This window comes from Pseudomonas sp. FW507-12TSA, assembly GCF_058781435.1.
The window spans coordinates 24268-48064 of record NZ_JBYSWT010000006.1 but is presented as its reverse complement, the minus strand read 5'-3'; the positions used below and the strand labels follow the sequence as shown (position 1 = coordinate 48064).

Sequence of the window (23797 nt, the reverse complement as noted above, 5' to 3'; positions counted from 1 at the left end):
GCTACAGCTCCGTTGAAGTGAGAAGGCAGTGTTTTTTTGATTAGTTGGCTTGATTCGAATGCAAGAGCTAAGGCTGTTGATAATCATTTTCTACCGCGCAAATACCGCGAACAGCCTTAGGCTCGAAGTCAGGGCTGATAACCCTTGATGACGTCGTCGATCATCAGCTTCACCGAGGTCGGGCTGGCGGCGGTGACATACCAGGCCTGGGCATCGGCGAAGACCACACGGCCGTTCTTCCAGGCGTTGGTCTGGCGCAGCAGCGGGTTGTCCAGGCTCTGGGCATACAGGGCCGGGCGCCCTTCCATCACGGCAGTGCGGTCCACCACGTAGAGGATGTCGGGGTTGGCCTGCTGGATGAATTCGCTGGAGATCGGCTGGCCATGCAGGCCGGTCTCGCCCTCGGGGCTGGCCGGTTTCACGCCCAGCGCATCGAAGATGAAGCCATAGCGCGAATGCGCGCCGAAGGAGCTGAAGGCGCCGTTGTTATGCAGCACGATCAAGGCGCGCTCAGGGCGGCCTGCCGTGACCTGCCGGGCCTGCTGCACCTTGGCCTCCAGTTGCGCGGCCTGCTCCCGGGCCTGTTGCTGCTTGCCGAAGATCTCGCCGAGGCTCGCCAGGTGCTCCTTGATGACCTCGATATGCCGGCCCTGGCTGTCGCGGTAATCCACGTCGAAATGCACCGTGGGCGCGATCGCGCTCAGCTCCTGGTAGTGGCTGGCCTGCAGCGAGGTGATCAGGATCAGGTCCGGCTTGACGGCGTAGATCCGCTCCAGGTTGGGCTGGACGATCGCCCCCAGGTCCTCGACCTGGGCCGCCTGCTTGTACCGGGCCAGGAAGTGCGGGATGAAATCCTTGGGCATGCCGGCCACGGGAATGCCCAGCTGGTCGAGGAAATCCACTTCGTTCATGTCCAGGGCCACCGTGCGCTGGGGCAGTCGCTCCACCAGCGTGGTGCCCAGTTGGTGCCGGACCGTGACCGAGGTATACGCCGGATCCTGGGTGGTAGCAGCCGGAGCCTGGCCCGTCGCGGGCGAGGTGGCGGTTTTATCCTGGCAGCCCTGCCCGGCCAGGATCGCGGCCACCAACAGGGCCAACGTCCCATACCTGCTTGCGTGATATCGGGTCATTTCAGTTCTCTTGCGGGGTTGAAGTAGTTGCACAGGTAGCCGCGAGCGTCATGGCTGATGCTGAAATCCAGCCCGTAGAGCTCTCGCAGCCGCTCTTCGGTCAGCACCTGGGCGACGCTGCCGGCGGCGTGTACGGCGCCCTGTTTCATCGCCACGATGTAGTCCGAGTAGTTGGCGGCGAAGTTGATGTCGTGCACCACCAGCACCACCGTGCGCCCCTGTTCGTCGCACAGCCGGCGCAGGGCGCGCATGATCTGTACCGCATGCTTGATGTCGAGGTTGTTCAGCGGCTCGTCCAGCAGCAGGTAGTTGGTCTGCTGGGCGATGGTCATGGCCAGGAATGCCATCTGCCGCTGACCACCGCTGAGCTCATCGAGAAAGGCCCCGCGCAGCTCCTGCAGCGAGAGGAAGGCAATGGCCTCGTCGATCGCCTGCTGGTCGGCCCGGGTCAGGGCACCACGGCTGTAGGGAAAGCGCCCGAAGGCCACCAGTTCCTCGACCGTCAGGCGCAGGTTGAAGTCCGGCGCCTGGCGCAGGGTGGCCACCGTGCGGGCGTAGTCGCCGATGGCCATGCCACGGGTATCGCGGCCCGCCACCAGGATGCTGCCGCGAGTCGGTTCCAGCAGCCGCGCGATCATCATCAGCAGGGTCGACTTGCCCGCGCCGTTGGGACCGATCAGCGAGGTCAGGCGGCGGGCCGGGAACTGCACGTTGACCTCGTGCAGCACAGTCTTGGCGCCGTAGCTCTTGTGAAGGTCGTGGACGGTGATCATGCAGCTCCTCGGGTACGCAGCATCAGGGCCAGGAAGTAAGCGCCACACAACAGGTTGACCAGCAGGCCCACGGTGGTCTTGTAGTTGAACAGGTGCTCGACCAGCAGTTGGGCGAGCAGGAACAGGCCCACGGCGATGGCGCAGCCCAGGGGCAGCGTGACCCGGTGGCGGAAGGTCCCGGCCAGGGCATAGGCGATGTTCGCCACGAATACCCCCATGAAGGCCACGGGCCCCAGCAGGCTGGTGGACACCGCCACCAGGCCGGCGATCAGCGCCAGTTGCAGGCGCACGCAGCGTTGGTAGTCGATCCCCAGGGAGATCGCCTGGTCGCGCCCCAGCGCCAGCACATCGAGGGTCGCCAGGGTCTTGCGCCCTACCAAGCACAGCCCCGCCACCAGCAGCCCGGCGTACAGCAACTGCTGGGGCTGCACCCGGTTGAACGAGGCCTGGCTGAACCCCAGCAGCATGGAGAACTCCCCGGGGCTGGCCTGGTACTGGACGAACTGGGTGAAGGTGCCGATGACCATGGTCAGCACCAGCCCCACCAGCAGCAGGAAGAATAGGTCGCGCCGGCCATCGCCGAACAGCCAGCGGTGCAGCGCCCAGGAATAGGCCAGCATCAGCAGCACCGACAGCCCGAAGTTGCCATGGGCACCCAGCACCAGCAGGCCGGACATGCCCAGCACCGCCACCAGTACCGCCTGCAACAGCAGGTACACCGCCTCGTAGCCCATGATCGCCGGGGTCAGGATGCGGTTGCAGGTCAAGGTCTGGAAGGCGATCGACGACCAGGCGACGCACACCCCGCCGATCACCATCGCCCCCAGCCGGACCAGGCGCCTGGGGATCACCTGGGCAAAATCCAGCCCCGAGCCGAGCAACAGGAACAGCAGCGCCAGGACGCATACCGCGAGCCACACCCCATAGTGCGAAGGCTTCATCGGCGCCCCCTTGCCAGCAGGATCAGGAACAGCACGCCGCCGAGGCATCCGGCCGTCAGGCCGATGGGCACTTCGTAGGGATAGATGACCAGGCGCCCCACCAGGTCGCAGACCAGCAGCAGCGATGCGCCGCCCAGGGCCACCAGCGGCAGGGTCCGGCCCAGTTGGTCACCGTGGCGCAGGGCGACCAGCTGCGGGATCACCAGGCCGACGAAGGGAATCGAGCCCACGGTGATTACCGTGGCCGATACGGTCACGGCCACCAGCAGCAACCCCAGGGCCACCGTCGCCGGATAATTCAGGCCCAGGCTCGCAGCCATGCCCTCGCCCATGCCGAGCACGGTGAAACGCTGGGCATACAGATAGGCCAGGACCACGATCGGCAAGATCAGGTAGATGATTTCGTAGTGGCCCTGGACCACCCGGGAGAAGTCCCCGAGCAACCAGCCCTGCATGCTTTGCAGCACGTTATGGCGATAGGCGTAGGACTCGGCGAGGGCGCTCAGCACGCCGCCGTACATCAGGCCGATCACCGGCACCAATGCTGCGCTGCGCAACGGCACGCGGCGGATGATCAGGACGAACGCCAGGCTCGCGGCGAAGCACACCCCCAGGGCGAACAGCATGCGTCCCAGGGTGCCGGCGCCCGGCAGCAGCACCAGCGACAACAGGATGCCCAGCTTGGCCGCATCCAGGCCGCCGGTGGTGGCCGGCTCGACGAACTTGTTGCGCACGATGTGCTGCAGGATCACCCCGCACACCGCCAGCCCCACACCGCTGAGCACCAGCGCCATCAACCGTGGCAGGCGGCTGGCGGTGAGGGTCAGCCAGGCATCGCCGGCCCCGGACAACAGCTGCCCCAGGGAGAACTGCCGGGCGCCCACCAGCAACGAGGCGCCGCAGAGGATGACGAAGGCCCCCAGCCAGCTGGCACGCATCAGCGGGACGCTCCGATCCGCCAGCCCTGGGCAGCGCCACGCTGGTCGAGCAAACGCGCGTAGTACCCCGGCCTGGCACGCAGCTCATCCGGCGCTCCCTGCTCCACCACCCGTCCCTGCTCCAGCACTACGATCTGGTCGGCCATGGCCACCGTCGACAGCTGGTGGGCGATGACCACCAGTGTGCACTGGCCGCGCAACCTGGCCAGGGCCTGGGCGATGACCGCCTGGTTTTCGGCATCCAGGGCCGCGGTGGCTTCGTCCACCAGGAGGATCGGCGCCTGCTTGAGCAGCGCCCGGGCAATGGCGATGCGCTGCCGCTCGCCTCCCGACAAGCGCGCCCCGCCCTCGCCCACCTGGGTGTCGATGCCCTGGGCCAGGCGGTCGATGATCTCCACCACGCCGGCCTGGCGCGCGGCCTCCATGACCTGGGCGGCGCTGGCGTCGGGGTCGCCCAGGCGGATGTTGTCGGCAATGCTGCCCTGGAACAGGTAGGAATCCTGGAAGATCTGGCTGATGTGCCCGGCCAGTTGCGCCTCGGACATCTGCCGCACATCCACGCCACCGACCCGTACGCTGCCCTGGTCGACCTCGAAGAACCGGGCGATCAGCCTGGCCAGGGTGGTCTTGCCCGAACCCGACGCGCCGATCAACGCAGTCATGCTGCCCGGTGCCAGGCGCAGGCTGACGTCCCGCAGGACCTCGGGCTGCCCGGGGCCATAGGCGAAGCTCACGCCTTGCAGTTCGACCGAGGCATCGCCCGGCGCCTGGGGCGACTGGGCCTGGGCCAGAGGCGGCACGGCGAGGATCTGGCTGGCTTCTTCGAGCTGGCCCAGGGCCCCGCGCAGGGTCTCGCCATAACTGGCCAGCTCCAGCAGCGGATCGACGAAGCGGCTGACCACTACCAGGGTCACCGCCAGGGCGATGGCCGGGCCGGTTTCCAGGCCCAGGCCCAACAGGCGTTCGAGCCACAGGCCGGCACTCACCAGCAAGGCGGCGAAGATGCCCTGGACCACCCAGGTGTTGAGCACCGAGGATAATGACGACAGGTAGATCAAGCGCCCGGCGGACTGGCGCTGCTGGTCGATGGCCTGGCGCAGCAAGCGCGTGCCGCCCTGCTCGCCGTTGAACGCACGCAGCACCGACTGGGCCTGGGCGAACTCCACCATGCGCTGGCTGGTCTTGGCGAAATGCGCATGGAAAGCACTATCGGCGCGGCGCCCCAGGCGGGTCGAGAACGACACCGCGAGCGCCAGCAGCGGCAAGGCCAGGAGGGCCAGCAATCCGGTCGGCCAGTGCAACACGCCCAGGGCGACGACCATCGCCAAGGGAGTCATCGCGGCACTGATCAGGGGCGTGAACACATGGGCCGGCAACTGCGCGATGGCCATCATGCCCTGGGTGATGACGTGTCCCAGCCGGGCGTTGTGCTCGGGCGTGAACCAGCCCACCGGCAGCCGGGCGATATGCTCGCCCATGCGCAAGCGCACGCCTTGCAGGACGGCGACGCCCACCGCGACCCCGGCGCGTTCCACCTGGCGCCGCCAGAGCCAGCACAGCAGCACGCCGGCCAGCAACAACGCCAGCCAGGCACTGGCGCCTCGGGTATCACCGGCCAGCAAGTGGCCGAGCAAGGGCACCAGGACGGTGATGGTCAGGCCGCTGAGCAAGCCATAGCCCACCGCCATCCAGGCATAGCGACGCAATACCGGGACATCCTCGCCCAGCAGTTGGATGAAGGTCTTCAGCATGGTTGTGCTACCTGTTCCTTGCGGTTGTCGCCATAGCCACCGAGCCTCCAGAGCCGTGCGTACAGCCCTCCTTGCTCGAGCAACTGGGAGTGCCGGCCCTGTTCACGGACCCGGCCGTTGTCGAGCACCACGATGCGCTCGGCGTGCATCACGGTATCCAGTCGATGGGCGATCACCAGCAGGGTACGGCCCTGGGAGAAACGCGCCAGTGCTTCCTGGATCGCCACCTGGCTTTGGGCATCCGCCGCGGCCGTGGCTTCGTCGAGCACCAGCAGCGGTGGGTCGAGCAGTACGGCGCGGGCGATGCTCAGGCGTTGCTGCTCGCCCCCGGAAAAGTGCGCGTCCTCGCCCACCACCGAGTCGTAGCCCCGAGGCAAGCGCAGGATCTGTTCGTGGATATTGGCCAGGCGCGCGGCGGCTTCGATCTCCTGGCGGCTGGCCAAGGGTTTGCCCAGGGCGATGTTCTCGCCGACGCTGGCGTGGATCAGGCGCACGTCCTGCAACACGAAGCCGATATGGCGGTAGAGGCTGGCGCTGTCGAGTTGGCGCAGGTCGACACCCCCCAGGGTGATGCGTCCGGCGCTGGGGTCGAAGAACCGCAGCAGCAGGCGCGCCAGGGTCGACTTGCCGGCCCCGGAAGGCCCGACGATGGCGGTGGTGGTGCCAGGTTCGAGCACCAGGTCGATATCCGCCAGCACCGGATGCTCGGGGTCGTAGCCATAGCTCACCCGCTTCAGGCGCAGTTCATTGCCCTGGGGCTGTTGCCCGGTACCGGGGGCTGGCTGTTCCAGCACCGGGGTCTGCAGCAAGGCCTGCACCCGCTCGGCCGCGCCGGTGGCACTGCCCAGGTCGTGGAGGATGTAGTGCAGCAACAATACCGGCGCGCACAGCCCCGGGGTCACCAGGGCGAAGGGCAGCACATCCAGCGGCGTGGCCCAGCCCTGGCTCACGAACAAGGTGCCGCAGGCCAACACCACCCCCAGTACCGAGACCGGGGCGACCAGCGCGTTGGCGTTGGCCATGGCCGCCACCAGCGGCCGGGTGAAGGCGATGAAGGTTTGGGCGAAGGCGTCGATCGCCTCGCGGTAGCGCCCATGGGCCTGGCCGCTGCTGCCGAAGGCCTTGATCACCGGGATGCCGTTGACGAATTCGACCACCGCATTGTCGATGCGCCCAAGGCCAGTGACGATCTCCTGCATGTTGGCGCCGCTGGACTTCATGGCCCGGCCCAGGAACACGAAGAACCCGGGGAACGGCAGCAGCGAGAGCAGCGCCAGGCGCCAGTCCATGGCGAACAGGTAGATCACCCCGATCAGCAACGCACCGCCGGCACGGCCCAGGGTGGTGAAGAAATGCGCGGTCAGGTTGTGCAGCGTGCCGATGTCGTCCTGCATCGCCCGCTTGACCTCCCCCGAGGCGCGGCCGGTGAACCAGCCCAGCGGCACCAGGGCCAGGCGCTGGACGATCGCCAGGCGCAATTGATGGGTGATGCGGTTGTCGGCCAGGTGCGCCTGCAACTCGCCGGCGCAAAGCAGCGCCATGCCGCAGAACAGGCTCGCTACGCCCACCAGCAGCAGCCAGCCAATATCGCCGGCCACATGGGTGGCGTCGCCCAGGGCCAGCCTGGCGATACGCTCGATAACCGCCAAGGGGACCAGGGTCAGCATCGATCCGCTGGCGGACAGGGCCGCCGCCGTAATCAGCCGACCGCGCACGGGAGTCAAGACCTGGCTGATCGGACCCTGGGCCTTGGAGTGGGCCGAGATCGCGTCATGGGTGCTCATAGATGAAGTTTTCCAGACATTCGAAGACCGGCCTGCCCCACCCGCCCCGGTAAACGGAGCCGGAAACCCTGGCCGGGGGTAGCTCATGGATAGATCTGAGAATCAGAATCATATTTAGTTGCATGACTATAAACTAATTTGCCAAATCCAGACAAGACAGCTAAAAGTCATGCCTCATCGAGCCAGGACCTCTCCATGGAACCGCCACAGAAAACCCCGGCGCGCGGGCGCCCGCGCACCATCACCCGGGAACGGATCGCCGATGCCGGCATCGGCATCGGCTTGTCGAACATCACTTTCGTCGGCGTCGCCGCTGCCCTGGGCGTCAGCCATATGGCGCTGTACAAGCACATCGCGGGACTCGATGCGCTCAAGAGCCTGATCGCCGAGGAGCTGTTCCAGCGCTGGCAGATCCCCCGGGCCAACGTCGAGCAGCGCACCAGCCTCAAGGACTACCTGATCCTGTTCGCCACTTCGGCCCGGGAGTTCGTCAAGGCGCATCCGGGGCTGACGCCCTACATGATCCGCCGGCTGGCAGCGACCCAACCGATGCTGGACAAGATCATCGAGCACCAGCTGCATATCGCCCAGGCCTACGACATCGCGCCGCAGCAGGCCCGCTGGTTGCTGGCCACGGTGGCGTTCCACTGCTTCGCCGTGGCCGATACGGTCTATGCAGTGTCAGGCCAAGAGCCGGAACTGGAGGCTGATCGCCTGGCGGAAGTGGCGGAGATGGAGGCCGAACTGATCCAGGGCATGCATGCGCTGATCGTCGGCACCCTGACCCTGCTCGAGGAAGGCCTGATTCCAGGTTCCTGAGCCAACTGCCCGGCCCCCCAGCGGCCTACCGGAACAAGGACCGGAACATGCTGTTTCACGATTTCGTGCTAGGACATATCGAGGTGCAAGTACAGGGCCGCGCCCACGACCTGCACAACTTCTACCAGGCCGAGCATATCCGGTACGACGTCACGAGCCGCACCCTGGCCCTGCACTTTCGCCGATGGCCAGAACCCTGGGTGCCTCCCGAGGAGCCCGAGGCGATCGACCTGCTCTTCAGCGGTGTGAGCTACTTCTCGGCCGATGGCCGTGATTGCGCCTGGGGCCCGGAGGACGATCGTTGCCTGCACGCCATCGGCGTGGTACCGCAGGATGCCGCCACCGGTGAGTTCTACCTCAGCGACGACTTTCCCGCCGATCACCACCTGGTGATCGAGTTCCAGTCGGGGCTGATCCTGCGCCTGCAGGCCGAAGAGGCACGGTGCAGCTTGCGATCCTGACGATCCGGGTTGCACGACACTCCTGTACCCGCTACAAATCCAGCCATCGAACCTGCAAACACAAAGGAGCTGTGCATGTCCGAACAACTGAAATCACTGTTTCTCTCGAGCCAGGATTTTTTCAGGGCGAACCCGGGAAAGGCCACGGCGACTTTCTCGGTGATCAGCAGCGGCGATGGTGCGCTGCATCGCCAGGTGAAAATCCGCGAGTTCATCCTGGATATCGATGAACCGCAAAACCTGGGGGGAACGAACCAGGGGCCCAACCCCGTGGAGATGGCCCTCGCCTCCCTGGCGACCTGCCAGGAAATCAGTTATCACCTCCATGCGGCCGCCCTCGGGATACCGCTCAAGGAAGTCAGCGTCACCCTTGAAGGAACACTCGATCTGAGGGGGTTCTTCGCGGTCGATGATGAAACCCGCCCCGGCTTCACCGGCATACGCGGGACGGTCAAGTTCGATAGCACGGCCAGTAAAGAGGAGCTCATGGCCCTCAAGGAAAGCGTTGACCACTCTTGCCCGGTCATGGACCTGTTCCGGAACCGGACGCCCGTTGAAATCGCCTTCTAGCCTCCGCGCCGAGTGAGCTGCTCCGGCTCGTTCACCCTCCCAAGGAGCGCATCGGCCCACGCCGACGCGCTCCTTGCCCGTCCTTAGAACTTCGTCTGCATCCCCACCCGCAGCGTGCGCCCCGGCGCGGGCATGAAGCTTTGCGCCAACGGGTCGAGGTAGTAGCGATCGGTGAGGTTCTGCAACGAGACGTTGAAGCTGGTGTGATCCTGCAGCTTGTAGTGGAGGAACAGATCCACCAGGGCCACTTCCCGGTAGTTCAACTGCGTGGTGGTGGCGCCAGTCTGCCAGGGTTTGTCGGCGGTGACGGTAGGCCCCGAGGTATAGGTGATGCGGGTACCGAGAGTCAGGCTCTGGTCGAAGAAGCGCAAGCCGGTGGTCAGGTTGCCGGCGATCCGCGGCGGGTTCTGGGTGTTGGTGTAGGAGCCCATGAAACTGCCCGGGGTACAGTTCGGCGTATCGGCGGTTGGCTGGTAGCGGTTGCTGGTGGCCCGCAACGTAGCGGCGAATTGCGAGTCGCAGGTTTCGGTCTTCAGGTAGTAGGTGGACGACAGGTCGGCGAACACCCGGCCGGCATCATAGCGGGTCTGCAGCTCCAGGCCGCTGGTCTTGAAGCTGTCGGTGTTGCTGAAGCGCATCAGGCCCCACAGGCCCGGGCTCGGGTCGTAGTAGCGAGTGATGTAGTTCTTGATGGTGTTGTTGAAGTAGGCCACCTTGATCGCGGCCGAGTCACCGTCCACCAGCAAGTCTTTGTGCAGCGTGCTGGCGCCGATTTCCCAGTTGCTCGAGCGCTCCGGCTTTAGGTTCTTGCCCGGCATGGTCTGCAGCACTCCCTGGCTGGTCTCGAACAGCGAAGGCATGCGCATGCCCTGGGTGTACGAGGCATAGATGAAGGTATCGGGCGCCACTTCCAGGTTGACGCCAAAGGCCGGGGCGAAGGCGCCGCCACTGTTGCGATCCTTGCCGGAGTAGGCATAGCCGGTGACCACCTCCCCCACCTGGGCGCCATAGACGCTGGTACTGGTGGCACCATACTGGTTGTAGGGCGTGCCTTCGAATGGGAAGTTGGTATTGGTGAACACCGTACCGTTGTTCAACCGCGGATCGGTGGCATCGGTGTACTGGCCGGTCTGGTCGGGGAACCACATCAGGTAGCCGTAGTTGCCGGGCTTGGAAACCATCACGTACTTGTGCTCGAGCTCCTCGCGGCGGGCGCTGGCCTGGGGAATTTCATCCTTGGTGCGGTAGTAGGTGTAGCGTCCGCCGCCCCATAGGGTGAGGCTCTGCACGGGCTTGTATTCCAGCTTGCCGTTGAGGCTGAACTCCTGCCGCGAACCTTCGCGCAACATGCGGTTGGCGTTGATGTCGTGCTGGGTGGTCACCACCCCTTTCTGCGGCTTGAGGTCCTCGATCTGGAACGAACCGCCCAGGTCCAGCTTCAAGTCGCCGTAGTCGGTCTTGAACCGCGAGCTGTTGTTCAAGTCGCCCCCGATGCGCTGGTCGGCCTGGCGACTCCAGCTACGGTCCGAGCGATAGGCCTGGGATGCCGGCGCCGCCACCGAAGTCAGCTGGCTGGTCTGTGCGTCGGTCATCCACAGGCCGGCAGTCAGGTCCACCAAGGGGTTGTTGTCGGGCAGGTAGTTGTAGCGCGCGGTATAGGTGTCGATCTTGGTCTGGCCCAACGGATACTGGTAGATGCCGCCCGTGCCGAAACGGAAGATGTCCGAAGGCATGATTTCGCCAATGCGCCCGTCGTAGCGGCGATAGCCCAACTCGAAGGTGTGGCCGTCCGCCGGGCGCAGGGTGGTCTTGAGCAGGAACGACTCGGTCCGTGACGAGGAGTTGAGCACTTCCTCGTCGGCATTGTAGGTCTTGGCTACGCTGCTCTCTTCGTCGCCATAGCGGTTGTAGACGCGGTAGCGGTCCTGGCCCTTCTTGCCGGCGAAGTAGTTGCCCTGGTTGCGCTTGGCGTAGGCGGCCACCACATCGAACAGGTCATGGCGATAAGCGAACGCGGCGCTGCCGGCTTCAGCTTCCGAACCGAACAGGCCACCACGGCTCTGGTGCGGCTCGGAATACAGGTCCTGGGTCCTGGAGTGGCCATCGCGCGAGGCCGGCGCGACGCCGTTGTTCCACAGGTCGCCCTTCAAGCGCAGGCCGACATCCTTGCCCTCACGCAAGATGTCGTCGACGCCGATGGTGCGCATCTTCACCGTACCGCCGATGGCGCTGGAGGTCAGGCTCGGGCCCTTGTCGATGGCAATGTCGCTGATCAGGTCTGGATCGATGTAGCTGCGCTGCTGGGTGCCGGCGTAGCCGCGATAGACATCCAGCGCCTGCTGCGAACCATCCACTGTCACCGCCACCCGGCTCTGGCCCTGGATGCCGCGGATGTTCACGTCCAGGCCACCGCCATTGCGGCTGTCACCCACTTGTACACCCGGCTGGCCTTTGAGCATGTCGCCCACCGAAACCACGCCGAAGCGCTGCATGTCTTCACTGGAGATGTACACCGACGAGCGCGGTGCCCGATATACCTCTTCCTGGTCGGGGTTCTCGCCCTTGACCTTCTGCACCGGCAGGGCTACCGACTCCTGGCGCAAGCGCAAGGCATAACCACCGTCAGGCTGGCGCTGATAACCCAGGCCGGTGCCCTCCAGCAACTGGCTCAAGCCGTGCTCGGCACTGAACTCGCCATGCAGGCCCCGGCTGGTCTTGCCGGCGGTGAGCAAGGCATTGCCCGCCATGCTGATGCCCGCCTGCGCCCCGAAACGCGCCAGGACCTCATCCAGCGGGCCGGCATCGATCTGGTACTGGCGCTCGCCGACGGCAAACGCCAGCTCGCTGCCCAATGGCTGCAAACTGAGAAATAGCAGGGCAAATGTGCGGGTGCGCAAGGCACGGGCGGGGGATGTCATGCAAGGCTCCTAGGGGTTGGCACCCACCTGTCCCGGTGGGTAATACCTGGAGGCCCCGCGAGCTCGGCAAAAACTGCGCACGAAGAAAAAAATATTTTCAGACCGGCACCAGGGTCACCCAGTAGCGGGTCCGGCGCTCGATACGCACCGGCAGCGTCCGGGCGATCAGCGCCAGGGCCGCATCGGTGTCGTCCAGCTGGAAACTGCCGGTCACCCGCAGGGCCGCCACCGCCTCGCTGCAACGCAACACCCCCGGTCGATAGCGCGACAGCTCGGCCAGCACCTGATCCAGGCGCATGCGTTCGGCCGGCAGGATACCTCGCAACCAGGCCTGGGCCAGGGACGGATCGACCGGACTCGGCACCCCGACGCCACGGCTGTCGACCCGTACCCGCCAGCCGGCCTCCAGGCTGATGAAGGCCGGACGCTGCCGAGGCTCGACCTGCAGCTGCCCGCGCAACACCGTGACCTGGGTCCCCAGGGAATCATGGCGTACCAGCAGATGGGCACCATGGCCATGGAGCAACGCATCGGGCGTCAGCAGTTGCAGGGCCGGAGCCTGCGCACGCGCATCCAGCGCCAGCTCGCCCTCGATCAGTTGCACGTTGCGTCGCTGCGAATCGAACTCGAGGTCGACCGCACTGGCGGTGTTCAGCCACAGCGCACTGCCATCGGCCAGGGTCCAGCGCCGCCGTTCGCCAATACCTGTGCGGTAGGTAGCCAGGGCCGAGCGCACCAGGGTCGAATCCGCCCCCTGCCAGGACACCCCGCCCAGCAACCCGAAAGCCAGCAGGCACTTGAGCAATTGCCGGCGCCGCCGAGGATCGGTTCCGGCGGCCTCCAGGGTCCGCCGGGCCGTCGCATCGGCCAACAGCCCCACGCCTGGTTGCAACAACAATGGCAGGCTGCTGACCCGCTGCCAGGCCTGTTCATGTTCGGCGCAGGACTGCCGCCAGCGCTCCAGGGCCTGTTGCTCGCCAACGCTCATCAGCCCGGACTGCGAGCGCACCAGCCAGTCGATGGCACGGTCGCGCACCTGCGGGTCGACGGCCATGCCGTTCATTCGAAACGGCTCGCGTAGCAGACACTGAAGGCCTTGCCCATGGCTCGCTGCACCTGGGCCACGCTCAGGCTCAGTTGCGCGGCGATCTGCGGGTAGGTCAGGCCGTCGAGCTGGGACAGGAAGAAAATCTGCCGCACCTGCATCGACAACCCCACCAGCAGCGAGTCCAGCTCCAGCAGGGTCTCGATCATCAAGTGCCGCTCTTGCGGCGACGGCTCCTCGGCCATCGGTCGCGCCGCCAGGGCTTCCAGGTAAGCGCGCTCGATCGCCTGGCGCCGCCAGCGGTTGATCAACAGGCCGTTGGCGATGGTGGCGAGAAATGCCATGGGCTGGCGCAACTCATGCACGTCTTCCTTGGAGCGCAGCACGCGAATGAAGGTGTCGTGGGCCAGGTCCTCGGCATCGGCGCTGTGCCCCAGGCGCCGGTGCAGCCAGCCACGCAGCCAGCCATGATGGTTCACATACAACTGGGCGACGGGCGAGGCAGTGCTGTTGTCGTGCATGGGAGATTCGCATTAATGATAATGCTTCTCATTTTATTATTTGCCGACGAGGATTGTACAGGCCGCGAAGCCCACAATTGCAGCAAGGCGACAGGCCTGCCCCACAGCCCGGGCAACCGGGACCAGGCGGCAAGAGCAACCTGCCGGCCGATCTGGCCCGCGCGGCGAATCAGGAGCTTTGTCGATCGATGTCGCGACGCAGCACCACCGCCGTGGTGATGTCCTCGACCGATTCGTGAGTAGCGACGGCATCCCGGACGCGGTTCAGGTCATCGATGGTTCGCGCCTCGATCTCGATCACCAGGTCGAGCTGGCCACTGACCGAAGAGACGCGACGTACCTGCGAGTGCTGCGCCAGGACGTCGAGCAAACCCATGGCCGGCGTGCGCTTGAGGCTCACCAGCAGGATGGCGCGAATCACATGGGCATCGATTTCGCCGATATCGGCCCGGTAACCCCTGATCACGCCACTGCGTTCCAGGTTGATGACCCGCTCGCTGGTGGCGCTTCTTGAAAGGCCGATTCGCGCGGCCAGGGCCTTCAAGGCAATCCGCGCCTCCTTGGACAGGATTTCGAGTATTTCGCGATCTTTTGCATCGAGGTCGCGCATTGCAACTCCTCAAGTCCGCTACCGATTTTGTGCCGGCCGATTCCGACAATATGCCGGCCAGGGCCGACCGCATACCTACTGCCCGCCCAGGCCGCGCATGCCAAGCTAACTGAAAAGAACAGCTTGGAAAACCGCCGCCATGACCGACCTTCGCCACCCCGCCCCGCAGTTCTCCAGCAGCGCCGCCGAACAGCTGGCCGAGCAGTTGTTCAATGTCACCGGCACGGCCACGCCCCTGGCTAGCGAACGTGACTGCAACTTCCGCTTGCAGACGGGCACCGACGCGGGATGGATCCTGAAAGTGGTCAACTCCAGCGAACCGCGCACCGAAAGCGAGCTGCAGACCGCCATCCTCGACCACCTCGCCAACAGCGATCCCGAACTTGCCATACCCCAGCTCAAGACCAGCCTTGCAGGCGGCTTCCTCGCCTCTGCGCTGGCCCCTTCCGGCGAGACCCATGCGGTCCGCCTGGTCAGCTGGCTGCACGGCACGCCCCTGGCCGAGGTCAAGCGCACGCCCGGGTTGATGCGTAGCCTGGGCCAGGCGTTCGGCAACCTGGATCGCGCACTGCAAGGCTTCATGCATCCGGGCGCGGTCCGCGATCTGGACTGGGACCTGCGCCACGCCGCACGCTCCAGGTCACGCCTGCACTTGGTCAAGGATCCCGGCAAAAGAGCCATCCTCGAGCGCTTCATCGATGCTTTCCAAAGCACGGTGCAGCCGAAGCTCGCACGCTTGCGCACCCAGGTCATCCACAACGACGGCAACGACTGGAACATCCTCGTCGACCCGCAGAACCACCAGCAGGTCGCGGGCATCATCGACTTTGGCGATGCGCTGCATACGGTGCTCATCGCCGAAGTCGCCATCGCCTGCGCCTACGCCATCCTCGACATGGAAGACCCGATCGGCGCGGCCGCGGCTCTCACTGCCGGCTTCCACGAGCGCTTCCCCCTGCAACCGCAAGAGCTGGATGTGCTGTTCAACCTGATCGCCATGCGCCTGGTCATCAGCGTCACCTTGTCGGCATCGCGGCAAGAGCAGGCCCAGGACAACCCCTACCTGGCGATCAGCGAAGCCCCGGCCTGGCGCCTGCTGGAAAGGCTGGATCGCATGCACCCGCGACTGGCGACGGCGATCCTGCGCAAGGCTTGTGGCCATGACGCCATGGAAGGCGCCGGCGAGGTGCGCCGCTGGGTCATGGACAACCGCAAGTCGTTCGCGGACATCGTGCGGCCAGCGGCAGCGACCCTGAACAAGGTCATAGTGCCGTTCGCGGACGCCTCCCACGAGATGACGATCGCCTCGGCCGCACAACGTCCGGCGGAGGCGACCCAGTGGTGGAATGAGTTCTCTGCCCGGCACAAGGTCCCCCTCGGCATCGGCCCCTGGGGCGAAGAACGGACCATCTACACCGACGTGGCATTCGTCTCGCGATTCATCGAAGGGCAGCGCCGGATCATCCACCTCGGCGTGGACCTGATCATGCCCGCCGGTACCCCGCTATACACCCCGGTGGCCGGCGTGGTGCGCAGCGTCGAGGTCGAATCCGAACCCCTTGGCTATGGCGGCTTGATCATGCTGGAGCACGCGCCGCAGGGCTGCCCGCCCTTCCTGACCCTGTGGGGCCACCTGGCTCACGAAGCCCTGGAGCGCCTGAAGCCCGGCGATCACCTGGAAGCCGGCGCACTGCTGGGCTACATGGGCGCGGACACGGAAAACGGCGGCTGGCTGCCCCACCTGCACCTGCAGATGTCCACCGACACCCAGCTGCAAGCCAACGAGTTCATCGGCGTTGGCGAGCGGGCCTATCTGGATGTGTGGGCCGACCTGTTCCCCGACGCCTCGGAGCTGGCCGGCATCCCCGCGGAAACCTACAGCCAGGAGGGAAGGAGCAAGGCCCAGATCGTGGCCAGGCGCAAGGAGCTGTTGCTGCCCAACCTGTCGATTTCCTATTCGGACCCGATCAAGTTCGTGCGTGGCGACGGAGTCTGGCTGATCGATAACTTCGGCCGGGCCTACCTGGACTGCTTCAACAACGTCTGCCACCTGGGCCACAGCCACCCGGACGTGGTGCAAGCGCTGGCGCGCCAGGCAGCGCGGCTGAACACCAATACCCGCTACCTGCACGACACTATCGTGGAGTATGCAGAGCGGCTCACCGCCACTTTGCCCGAAGGGCTGACGGTCGCCTCCTTCGGTTGCTCGGGCAGCGAGGCCAACAGCCTGATGCTGCGCATGGCGCGCAATCACACCGGGCGCAACGACGCCATCGTGCTGGACTGGGCCTACCACGGGACGACCCAGGAGCTGATCGACCTCAGCCCCTACAAGTACAAGCGCAAGGCCGGCAAAGGCCGCGCCGCACATGTGTTCGAGGCGACCGTTCCGGATACTTACCGCGCCGCCGACGACTGGCCGTTCGAGGAGCTGGGCCAGCGTTTCGCGCAAAGCGTGGCCGAGCAAATCGAGAGCATGCGCAAGCAGGATCGAGCGCCGGCGTTCTTTCTGGCGGAGTCCATTCCCAGTGTCGCCGGACAGCTTTTCTTCCCGGAAAACTACTTGCGGGAGGTCTATGCCATGGTTCGCTCCGCAGGCGGCCTGTGCCTGGCCGACGAAGTCCAGGTCGGTTTTGGCCGGGTGGGCAGCCACTGGTGGGCGTTCGAGACCCAGGGGGTGGTGCCCGATGCGGTGTCCATGGGCAAGCCCATCGGCAATGGCCATCCGCTGTCGGCGGTGGTCACCACGCGGGAGCTGGCCGACAGCTTCGACAATGGCATGGAGTACTTCAACACCTTCGCCGGCAGCCCGGTTTCATGTGCGGTAGGGCTCAGCGTCCTGGAGGTGATCGAGCGCGACAACCTGAAACTCAACGCCCTGACCATCGGCAATTACCTGCTCGATGGCTTTGGCAAGTTGCAGCAGCGCTACGAGGCCATTGGCGATGTGCGCGGGCTGGGGCTGTTCCTGGGGATCGAACTGGTGACCGATCGCAAGAGCAAGTTCCCCGCCACCGAGCTGGCCCGGAAGGTCGCCGATGGCGCCCGGGAGCGCGGCATCCTGATCGGCACCGAAGGCCCCTACGACAACGTACTGAAAATGCGCCCGTCGATGATCTTCAGCCAGAAGAACGCCGACTTCCTGCTGGAGGTCCTGGACGAGAGCTTCAAGGCGGCGCTGCAATAAGCCGCCAGCAACGGCACGGCAAAGACAGCACTCATGGGCCGGCGCGGGCTGCACGCGGCGCCGGCATAGTGCCGGCCAATTCCGGCAATGTGCCCGGCAAGTGAACACCTTGCCTGGTGCTTTCCAGGGTGGCCTGTGCAAAGCTTTTTGCGAGGCCTGGGTGAAGAGCCCGATAAAACAAATAAAAATTCTTCAAAGGTGCCATCCAATGCTAGCCAGAACGCTCAAGGGTCTGTTGTTCGCATCCACCGTGGCAGCCACAGCGCTGCTCTGTCCCACTGCCGCCCAGGCCGATGACCTGCAGACGATCCAGCAAGCCAGGGAAATCCGCATCGCCATGAGCGGCCAGTATTCCCCCTTCAGCTTCGCCAACGAGCAGAACCAGATCGTCGGCTTCGACGCCTCCATCAGCGAAGCCCTGGCTGAACGGCTGGGGGTGAAGGTAACCATTATCACCACGCCGTTCGACGGGATCATCGCCGGCCTGCTGGCCAAGAAATACGACGCCATCATCGCCTCCATGACCATTACCCCGGAGCGTTTGAAGGCCGTGGACTTCGCCGGCCCCTACTACCACGCCGGGCGCACGATCGTGGTCAAGGATGGCTCGCCGATCCACAGCCTGGACCAGCTCAAGGATGTAACGGTCGGCGTGACCCTGGGCGACGCCCACGACAAATGGGCCAGGGCCCGCGGCAACCTGAAGGTGAAGACCTACAAGGGCCTTCCCGAGATGCTGGTCGACCTGGAGGCCGGGCGGATCGATGCCATCGTGATGGACAGCGTCCCGGTGCTGGTGGCCGTCAAGGAAACCGGGCAGAAAGTACGCATCATCACGCCCCCGGACAGCGATGGCGGCATCGAAGGCATGGGCATCGCGCTGCGCAAGAACAACCCCGAACTCAAGGCGGCGCTGCAGAAGGCGCTGGACAACATGCTCGCCGATGGCAGCTACGAAAAGATCTCGATGCAGTGGATCGGCAAGGATATTCGCTGACGCCCTTGCCTCCTGGCTCGACCCGGCGTCGAGCCCGTCCACCTGATTTTTCCGAGCCTTCCCATGGACCTGACTCTCATACAGCGTACGCTGCCGTTCTTCCTGGAGGCCGCATGGACCACGGTGCAAGTGTCACTGCTGGCACTGGTGCTCGGCTTGCTGGTTTCCATCGTCCTGGTGGCGGCGCGCCTGTGCAGCAGCTTCATCCTGCGCTGCCTGGCCAGGCTCTACATCAGTGTGTTTCGCGGCACGCCCTGCCTGGTGCAGCTGTTCCTCATCTACTTTGGCGGCCCGCAAATCGGCCTGGAACTGGAGCCGTTCTCGGCCGGGGTCCTCGGCCTGGGCCTGAACATCGCGGCCTACATGGCCGAGTCCATTCGAGGCGCTATCGGTAACGTCGATCCCGGGCAGGTGGAAGCCGCTCGCTCCATTGGTTTCAGCAAGGGCCAGACCCTCTGGCTGATCACCCTGCCGCAAACGGCAAAGCTGATGATCCGGCCCCTGGGCGTGAATGCCGTGGCATTGATCAAGGGCTCGGCACTGGTGTCGACGATCTCCGTGGTCGAGCTGTCCTATACCGCGCAGCGGTTCATCAGCTCGACCTACAAGCCATTTGAAATCTTCATGGTATCGGCCGTGCTTTACATCGTGATGGTCTACGCGGTGAGGTTGCTGGTCGACCACCTCGATCAGCGCTTCGCGGCCAAGTGAGAACCTCCAATGCCAAGCCTCGACCTGAGTATCGTGACGCCTTATTCCGAACTGCTGGCGACCGGACTGTGGTGGACCGTCGTCCTGTTCCTGAGCTCCAGCGCCTTGAGCCTGCTGGCGGGAATCGCCTTCGCCCTGATCGTGCTCTACACCCCAAGGCTGGTATCGCTGCCCATACGCTTCATGACCTGGCTGCTCATGGGCACCCCGCTGCTGTTGCAGCTGTACCTCATCTACTACGGCCTGGTGCAAGTGGGGATCGACATCCCGGCATTGATGGCCGGGATCATCGGCCTGAGCCTGCATTTTGCCGTCTACAACGCCGACGTCATTCGGGCCGGCGTACTGTCGGTGGATCCGGGCCAGGTCGAAGGCGCGCGCTCCATTGGCCTGAGCCGCAGCCAGACCCAGCGCTACATCATCGTTCCGCAAGCCCTGCGCAGCACCATCGCTCCTCTTGGCAACAACCTGATCGTGCTGCTCAAGGACACGTCCCTGGTGTCCATCATCGGTATCGCCGAGCTGGTCTACAGCGCCCAGCGCGCGGTGAGCGAGACCTACAGCCCGTTCGAATTCTATCTGGCCGTCGCGGTGATCTATTACGCCGTCAATCTAGTCCTGGAAGCCGGCCTGCACCTTCTTGAAACCCGGGTAGAGATGTCACGATGACCACAGAAAAGCTCATGATCCAAGTCAAGGGTGCGCGCAAGGCCTATGGGGCGCTGGAAGTCCTCAAGGGCATCGACCTGTCCGTCGCACGCGGGCAGATCATCGCCATCATCGGCCCCAGCGGCTCCGGTAAAAGCACCCTACTACGTTCGATCAATCACCTGGAAGTACTTGACGACGGCGAGATCTGGCTGGAAGGCGAGCAGGTCAACCGACCATTGACAGGCCGGGCCTTCGAGCAGCACATCAATAGCGTGCGCCAGCAGATGGGCATGGTATTCCAGCACTTCAACCTGTTCCCGCACCTGACCGTGCATGAAAACATCGCCATCGGCCCGATCAAGCTCAAGGGGTTCACCCGGCAATCGGCTCGCGAACTGGCCATGGAATACCTGGAAAAAGTCGGCCTGGGCAACAAGCTCGACGAGTACCCTTCTCGCTTGTCCGGTGGGCAGAAACAACGAGTGGCCATCGCCAGGGCGCTGGCCATGCGCCCCAAGGTGATGCTGTTTGACGAAGCGACCTCGGCGCTGGACCCGGAGCTGGTCGAAGAGGTCAACCAGGTAATGCAGCAGCTCGCCGCCGAACACATGACCATGCTGATCGTCACCCATGAAATGCGCTTTGCCGGCGAGGTCGCCGACCGGATCATCTTCATGGACGGTGGCGTGGTGGTCGAGCAGGGAACACCCCGGGAGATCCTGCAGAACCCGGTGCAGGAACGGACTCGCCTCTTCCTGAAAAAGCACCTGCATGATCGATAGGTTGCCAGGCCGCTTCGCCAGTAGCTGTTGCGCCAGGCCAATGGTCTTGACCGTTTGCCTGGCGCAACAGGATGGGCCGGGCACCGCCCGACCCGGACTCGGCTCGCCGGTGTTTCACAGCGCCGCGAGCTCCAACTCCATGGCCTGGGACATCAGGCTGGAACCCGCGCGCAATGGCTCGAGCGCACCCACGGGGCGAAAACCACAGGCCTGGTACAAATGCATGGCTGGCGTCTGGGCATAGGTGACCCCCAGCCGAATCCGCCGTGCGCCCTTGCCCCGGGCCCAGGCCAGTACCTGCTCGAGCAAGGCAGCGCCGGCCCCGAGGCCACGGCAAGCCGGATCGACCCACATCTGGTAGATATCGGCTACCGCGCTTTCGGCGACCGGCAATTTGCACCAGACCAGGCCACAGGCCTGGCTCCCCTTGAAGGCGAACAACGGCAGGTCATTGCCGCCAGCCAGGCCTGCAGCGATACGTGCCGCCCACTCCTCGTCCGTCCGCACCGCTTCGTCCTCAAGGGTGCTGGCGAAAGCATCCGGTGAATCCTCCAGCGCCCGCAGGCGCATATCCCGGTATTGCGGCCATTCATTGGCCTTTATCGAACGCGTCGAAATCACCCCGCAGCTCCTTTTCAATGGTCAGCTCGTCGCTGCCGACTCCACCCGGACATGAACCATGGGCCCAGGGTCGATTGCAAGCAAGGGCCGCCGCGTTATTCAGCTTGACCCGAAGTATCCCGGCACTCGAGGTACTTAATACGGGGGCCAGGTATATTTTTTGCCCGCGATGGCTTTGCCACCGTTTGCACCTACGCTTCTCGGCGAAACCTGGCGCTTTGATAGCATTGCGCTGCCCAGGCTCATGGTTCAGATGCAGGGTCAAGCTGGTCAGCCTGTCTTCCTACAAGGAGTTCAAATGCCAAAACATGCAGCAGTATTCAGGACGGTTTCAAAGGCGCTGGGGGCCACGATCTTGCTGGGCCTGCCAGGCACGAGCTTCGCCTTCCTGGGGGAATTGAAAGCGACCCTGGGTTTCGAAGTAACCGCCGGGGTCGACAAGGAGACCTTGGCGGTCATCAAGGCGTTGCCCGCCGATGTGCGCACCGAGGTGTTCAAGATCCTCGATCGCACCGACCGAAGCGTCTATGGATACCTCGATAAAGTGAACGAAACCGTGCGCAATGCCGTGGACGAGCTCTCGTGTGCCGCTACCGGCGCAGGCTACGGGGCGGGCAAGGGCTTGAAGCAGGTATTGGGATTCACCCCCAACGACGTCAAGGACATGAAGGACGCACTGATAGAAATTAGAAAGGACTTCTCCTACAAGACAACCGCCGATGACTTCACGACCGTCTATGCCGATTACGATGCCAGCGCACGCACAGTGGTATGCGCCGAGGGTAGGACCAGTGCAACCGGCAGGGAAATGACCCGACTGCGAGGACAGGCCAGCGAGTCCTACATCCTCTGGGCCAGGCTGCGGGACATGTGCACACGTTCCGAAGATTGCTATGCCCTGGTCTACAAGACCCTCAAGGACAACCTGAGCTCCGCGGCGCGACAGGATCTTGCAGTGACCAGGGCAGAAGAACGCTTCGCCAGCTTCAAGCCCAGCATCGAGCGAAAGTCTTCCTTCCTGGGCCTGGCCAATACCTACAACGTCCAGGAATACGAACAAGCGCTCGGCAAGATGCTGTTCCTGAGCGATCAACTGCTCCTGGTTTCCACCTCCCGGATCGAGAAGGCCAAGGTTCGTCTGTCGGAACAGGAAAGGTACCTGGCAAGTGCCGAGGCGGATCTGTCCAACGCCAGGAAACTTGCCTCGGGCAATACCAGCCAGCGCGTCCACTCCTGCAACCTGGGGTACTCCCTGACCGCTCGCGGCCAGGCCCTGGCACAAGGCCTGGAGCAAGTGAAAAGCTTCGAGATGCTCACCCAACCGCAACTGGCGGAGTATCAGGCGCGGCTGGATACCATCGCCTCCACAGCGAAATCCCTTCAGGCGTACTCATCCGACGAAGTGGGCAACAACAAGTCCAAGTGCTACGTCAACAAGATCTGGTATGACCCCCATACCGATCACAGTCCCCATTGAAATACACCGGCGCGCGCCTGCTACACTCGCGTCCCGATCCACCTGCCGATGACCACAGGCATTGGTCTCTCAATTGAAAGGACGCTTCCATGAACAAGGCGCTCTACAGCCTTTGTGCCGCCACCCTGGCGCTGTCTCTCGACGTGGCCCACGCCGCCTCCGTGGCCGAGGTCTTCACCGGCGACATGCTGGGCACCAACCAGCGCTACTTCGAATCGATCGCCGGAATCCCCCGGGAATCCAACGGCAATGCCCATGTGTTCAAGATCCAGGGTTGCCAGATCACCGCAACGGTAGAAGGCGGCAAGGTCAGCGCCCTGCGCATGGAGCTGGGCCCCAAATGCCAGGCCGACCTGACCCAGTTCGTCGGTACCTATGCCCCTGCTCCCGGCCAGCCCCTGACCCTGGGCGCCTTCGAGGCTTCATCCGGCGGCGGCCTGAGCTATAGCGCCGACTGCCTGAGCATGTGCGGCAACGCCGCGGACCCTTCGGTCTATGCGCTGTGGGAAGGACCCCATGCCGTGGACTTCAAGCAGGTAATGCTGGAAGTGACGCTGGTCTCGGATGCCGCGATCAACGCCGCCGACCAATGGGCGAGCCAGATGCAAAAGGCCGAAGGCGAGGACTATGTGATGGAAACGCGCTTCAACTGCGACCAGAAATACGCCGCCGCAGCCCAGAAAGCCTTTGAAAAAGTCCAGGTCACCGCGGTCACCATCGGCACCGACCTCAAGGGCCCAGGCTGCTGAGACGACACGCGGCAACCCAAGCGCGTACGGGGATCCAGTTCAAGCTGATATCATCCGCGCGCTTGTCCCCCAGGTAGAGAACGATGAATCGTCGCAAGAAAATCAAGCAGCTGCTGGACGCCCACGCCAAGAAAGCCAAGGCCAAGCTGGCACCGAAAAACAAGCCCAGGTACATCTGCAAGGCCGATCGCTTGAAGCTGGCCGAAGAGGCCGCCCGCGAGGCCCAGGCTGCTGCCGAGAGCTGAGTGAAATGCCCTGGAGGAGCAGCTCATGCTCAGGGGCACGGATACCGAAGAACGCCCTCGTTCGACGAGAAGCAGTCGTTGGTGATTAGCCACCTTGCAACCGAAATTGGCTGTGG

General features: G+C 64.3%; 22 protein-coding genes. 11 read left to right on the top strand and 11 right to left on the bottom strand.

The window, feature by feature from the left end; genetic code table 11:
* Nucleotides 1-128: 128 nt before the first annotated feature.
* Genes AC3WK8_RS07695 through AC3WK8_RS07670 form a run of 6 tightly spaced genes read right to left on the bottom strand, consistent with a single transcriptional unit; the run spans nucleotide 129 to nucleotide 7317 of the window.
* A complete protein-coding gene (locus AC3WK8_RS07695; RefSeq protein WP_103323935.1) occupies nucleotides 129-1130 on the bottom strand; it encodes a siderophore ABC transporter substrate-binding protein in 1002 nt (333 codons plus the stop codon).
* Entirely contained in the window at nucleotides 1127-1903 is a 777-nt protein-coding gene (locus AC3WK8_RS07690) for an iron ABC transporter ATP-binding protein (protein ID WP_103323936.1), read from the bottom strand. The genes AC3WK8_RS07695 and AC3WK8_RS07690 overlap by 4 nt, the downstream gene beginning before the upstream one ends.
* A complete protein-coding gene (locus tag AC3WK8_RS07685; RefSeq protein ID WP_103323937.1) occupies nucleotides 1900-2844 on the bottom strand; it encodes an iron chelate uptake ABC transporter family permease subunit in 945 nt (314 codons plus the stop codon). Before AC3WK8_RS07685 ends, AC3WK8_RS07690 begins: the two co-directional genes overlap by 4 nt.
* On the bottom strand, nucleotides 2841-3782 hold the full coding sequence (locus AC3WK8_RS07680) for an ABC transporter permease (RefSeq protein WP_103323938.1): 942 nt from the start codon (nucleotides 3780-3782) through the stop codon (nucleotides 2841-2843). Before AC3WK8_RS07680 ends, AC3WK8_RS07685 begins: the two co-directional genes overlap by 4 nt.
* Nucleotides 3782-5533 (bottom strand): ABC transporter ATP-binding protein, encoded by a 1752-nt coding sequence (locus AC3WK8_RS07675; RefSeq protein ID WP_103323939.1) that lies wholly within the window; start codon nucleotides 5531-5533, stop codon nucleotides 3782-3784. Before AC3WK8_RS07675 ends, AC3WK8_RS07680 begins: the two co-directional genes overlap by 1 nt.
* Entirely contained in the window at nucleotides 5527-7317 is a 1791-nt protein-coding gene (locus AC3WK8_RS07670; protein ID WP_103323940.1) for an ABC transporter ATP-binding protein, read from the bottom strand. The genes AC3WK8_RS07675 and AC3WK8_RS07670 overlap by 7 nt, the downstream gene beginning before the upstream one ends.
* A 195-nt stretch (nucleotides 7318-7512) precedes the next feature.
* On the opposite strand from AC3WK8_RS07670, the gene AC3WK8_RS07665 reads away from it, so the two are divergent.
* From AC3WK8_RS07665 to AC3WK8_RS07655, 3 genes are all read left to right on the top strand, one after another.
* On the top strand, nucleotides 7513-8136 hold the full coding sequence (locus tag AC3WK8_RS07665; protein WP_103323941.1) for a TetR/AcrR family transcriptional regulator: 624 nt from the start codon (nucleotides 7513-7515) through the stop codon (nucleotides 8134-8136).
* A gap of 47 nt (nucleotides 8137-8183) precedes the next feature.
* Entirely contained in the window at nucleotides 8184-8597 is a 414-nt protein-coding gene (locus tag AC3WK8_RS07660; RefSeq protein ID WP_103323942.1) for a hypothetical protein, read from the top strand.
* Between the two features lie 75 nt (nucleotides 8598-8672).
* Nucleotides 8673-9167 carry an OsmC family protein gene (locus AC3WK8_RS07655; protein WP_103323943.1) on the top strand — a complete coding sequence of 165 codons (495 nt, stop codon included), beginning with the start codon at nucleotides 8673-8675 and terminating at the stop codon, nucleotides 9165-9167.
* Nucleotides 9168-9250: 83 nt separating this feature from the next.
* Here AC3WK8_RS07655 and AC3WK8_RS07650 read toward each other — a convergent pair whose 3' ends face one another.
* The 4 genes from AC3WK8_RS07650 to AC3WK8_RS07635 form a co-directional block, all read right to left on the bottom strand.
* The gene (locus AC3WK8_RS07650) at nucleotides 9251-12085 is read right to left on the bottom strand and encodes a TonB-dependent receptor (protein ID WP_103323944.1); all 2835 of its coding nucleotides are present in this window, start codon (nucleotides 12083-12085) and stop codon (nucleotides 9251-9253) included.
* A gap of 97 nt (nucleotides 12086-12182) precedes the next feature.
* Nucleotides 12183-13148 (bottom strand): FecR domain-containing protein, encoded by a 966-nt coding sequence (locus AC3WK8_RS07645; protein WP_103323945.1) that lies wholly within the window; start codon nucleotides 13146-13148, stop codon nucleotides 12183-12185.
* On the bottom strand, nucleotides 13145-13651 hold the full coding sequence (locus AC3WK8_RS07640; protein ID WP_085596640.1) for a sigma-70 family RNA polymerase sigma factor: 507 nt from the start codon (nucleotides 13649-13651) through the stop codon (nucleotides 13145-13147). The genes AC3WK8_RS07645 and AC3WK8_RS07640 overlap by 4 nt, the downstream gene beginning before the upstream one ends.
* A gap of 169 nt (nucleotides 13652-13820) precedes the next feature.
* Nucleotides 13821-14261, bottom strand: coding sequence for an Lrp/AsnC family transcriptional regulator (locus AC3WK8_RS07635; RefSeq protein WP_085596641.1), 441 nt, complete (start codon nucleotides 14259-14261; stop codon nucleotides 13821-13823).
* Between the two features lie 139 nt (nucleotides 14262-14400).
* On the opposite strand from AC3WK8_RS07635, the gene AC3WK8_RS07630 reads away from it, so the two are divergent.
* From AC3WK8_RS07630 to AC3WK8_RS07610, 5 genes are all read left to right on the top strand, one after another.
* The gene (locus AC3WK8_RS07630) at nucleotides 14401-17448 is read left to right on the top strand and encodes an aminotransferase class III-fold pyridoxal phosphate-dependent enzyme (RefSeq protein ID WP_103323946.1); all 3048 of its coding nucleotides are present in this window, start codon (nucleotides 14401-14403) and stop codon (nucleotides 17446-17448) included.
* Nucleotides 17449-17656: 208 nt separating this feature from the next.
* Nucleotides 17657-18445, top strand: a complete 789-nt coding sequence (locus tag AC3WK8_RS07625; protein WP_103323947.1) for an ABC transporter substrate-binding protein — start codon at nucleotides 17657-17659, stop codon at nucleotides 18443-18445.
* Between the two features lie 63 nt (nucleotides 18446-18508).
* A complete protein-coding gene (locus AC3WK8_RS07620) occupies nucleotides 18509-19156 on the top strand; it encodes an amino acid ABC transporter permease (protein WP_085596644.1) in 648 nt (215 codons plus the stop codon).
* Nucleotides 19157-19165: 9 nt separating this feature from the next.
* Complete coding sequence (locus AC3WK8_RS07615; protein ID WP_022643710.1) at nucleotides 19166-19825, top strand: amino acid ABC transporter permease; 660 nt, start codon at nucleotides 19166-19168, stop codon at nucleotides 19823-19825.
* A 14-nt stretch (nucleotides 19826-19839) separates the two neighbouring features.
* Nucleotides 19840-20589, top strand: coding sequence for an amino acid ABC transporter ATP-binding protein (locus AC3WK8_RS07610; protein ID WP_178087981.1), 750 nt, complete (start codon nucleotides 19840-19842; stop codon nucleotides 20587-20589).
* A gap of 114 nt (nucleotides 20590-20703) precedes the next feature.
* On the opposite strand, the gene AC3WK8_RS07605 is transcribed toward AC3WK8_RS07610, so the two are convergent.
* The gene (locus AC3WK8_RS07605; RefSeq protein WP_053136421.1) at nucleotides 20704-21210 is read right to left on the bottom strand and encodes a GNAT family N-acetyltransferase; all 507 of its coding nucleotides are present in this window, start codon (nucleotides 21208-21210) and stop codon (nucleotides 20704-20706) included.
* A 298-nt stretch (nucleotides 21211-21508) separates the two neighbouring features.
* On the opposite strand from AC3WK8_RS07605, the gene AC3WK8_RS07600 reads away from it, so the two are divergent.
* The 3 genes from AC3WK8_RS07600 (at nucleotide 21509) to AC3WK8_RS07590 (ending at nucleotide 23681) form a co-directional block, all read left to right on the top strand.
* Nucleotides 21509-22687 (top strand): hypothetical protein, encoded by a 1179-nt coding sequence (locus tag AC3WK8_RS07600; protein ID WP_146043233.1) that lies wholly within the window; start codon nucleotides 21509-21511, stop codon nucleotides 22685-22687.
* Nucleotides 22688-22776: 89 nt separating this feature from the next.
* Complete coding sequence (locus AC3WK8_RS07595) at nucleotides 22777-23436, top strand: hypothetical protein (RefSeq protein WP_085596648.1); 660 nt, start codon at nucleotides 22777-22779, stop codon at nucleotides 23434-23436.
* Nucleotides 23437-23519: 83 nt separating this feature from the next.
* Nucleotides 23520-23681 (top strand): DUF2986 domain-containing protein, encoded by a 162-nt coding sequence (locus tag AC3WK8_RS07590; RefSeq protein WP_103323950.1) that lies wholly within the window; start codon nucleotides 23520-23522, stop codon nucleotides 23679-23681.
* Nucleotides 23682-23797: the final 116 nt, after the last annotated feature.

Excerpts from the sequence above, each read along its gene's own strand:
- AC3WK8_RS07645 (WP_103323945.1), bottom strand. The coding sequence starts at position 13,148 with ATGAACGGCATGGCCGTCGACCCGCAGGTGCGCGACCGTGCCATCGAC.
- AC3WK8_RS07630 (WP_103323946.1), top strand. The coding sequence starts at position 14,401 with ATGACCGACCTTCGCCACCCCGCCCCGCAGTTCTCCAGCAGCGCCGCC.
- AC3WK8_RS07610 (WP_178087981.1), top strand. The coding sequence starts at position 19,840 with ATGATCCAAGTCAAGGGTGCGCGCAAGGCCTATGGGGCGCTGGAAGTC.
- AC3WK8_RS07685 (WP_103323937.1), bottom strand. The coding sequence starts at position 2,844 with ATGAAGCCTTCGCACTATGGGGTGTGGCTCGCGGTATGCGTCCTGGCG.
- AC3WK8_RS07670 (WP_103323940.1), bottom strand. The coding sequence starts at position 7,317 with ATGAGCACCCATGACGCGATCTCGGCCCACTCCAAGGCCCAGGGTCCG.
- AC3WK8_RS07590 (WP_103323950.1), top strand. The coding sequence starts at position 23,520 with ATGAATCGTCGCAAGAAAATCAAGCAGCTGCTGGACGCCCACGCCAAG.
- AC3WK8_RS07695 (WP_103323935.1), bottom strand. The coding sequence starts at position 1,130 with ATGACCCGATATCACGCAAGCAGGTATGGGACGTTGGCCCTGTTGGTG.
- AC3WK8_RS07650 (WP_103323944.1), bottom strand. The coding sequence starts at position 12,085 with ATGACATCCCCCGCCCGTGCCTTGCGCACCCGCACATTTGCCCTGCTA.
- AC3WK8_RS07690 (WP_103323936.1), bottom strand. The coding sequence starts at position 1,903 with ATGATCACCGTCCACGACCTTCACAAGAGCTACGGCGCCAAGACTGTG.
- AC3WK8_RS07635 (WP_085596641.1), bottom strand. The coding sequence starts at position 14,261 with ATGCGCGACCTCGATGCAAAAGATCGCGAAATACTCGAAATCCTGTCC.
- AC3WK8_RS07620 (WP_085596644.1), top strand. The coding sequence starts at position 18,509 with ATGGACCTGACTCTCATACAGCGTACGCTGCCGTTCTTCCTGGAGGCC.
- AC3WK8_RS07665 (WP_103323941.1), top strand. The coding sequence starts at position 7,513 with ATGGAACCGCCACAGAAAACCCCGGCGCGCGGGCGCCCGCGCACCATC.
- AC3WK8_RS07675 (WP_103323939.1), bottom strand. The coding sequence starts at position 5,533 with ATGCTGAAGACCTTCATCCAACTGCTGGGCGAGGATGTCCCGGTATTG.
- AC3WK8_RS07600 (WP_146043233.1), top strand. The coding sequence starts at position 21,509 with ATGCCAAAACATGCAGCAGTATTCAGGACGGTTTCAAAGGCGCTGGGG.
- AC3WK8_RS07615 (WP_022643710.1), top strand. The coding sequence starts at position 19,166 with ATGCCAAGCCTCGACCTGAGTATCGTGACGCCTTATTCCGAACTGCTG.
- AC3WK8_RS07625 (WP_103323947.1), top strand. The coding sequence starts at position 17,657 with ATGCTAGCCAGAACGCTCAAGGGTCTGTTGTTCGCATCCACCGTGGCA.
- AC3WK8_RS07680 (WP_103323938.1), bottom strand. The coding sequence starts at position 3,782 with ATGCGTGCCAGCTGGCTGGGGGCCTTCGTCATCCTCTGCGGCGCCTCG.
- AC3WK8_RS07640 (WP_085596640.1), bottom strand. The coding sequence starts at position 13,651 with ATGCACGACAACAGCACTGCCTCGCCCGTCGCCCAGTTGTATGTGAAC.
- AC3WK8_RS07595 (WP_085596648.1), top strand. The coding sequence starts at position 22,777 with ATGAACAAGGCGCTCTACAGCCTTTGTGCCGCCACCCTGGCGCTGTCT.
- AC3WK8_RS07655 (WP_103323943.1), top strand. The coding sequence starts at position 8,673 with ATGTCCGAACAACTGAAATCACTGTTTCTCTCGAGCCAGGATTTTTTC.
- AC3WK8_RS07660 (WP_103323942.1), top strand. The coding sequence starts at position 8,184 with ATGCTGTTTCACGATTTCGTGCTAGGACATATCGAGGTGCAAGTACAG.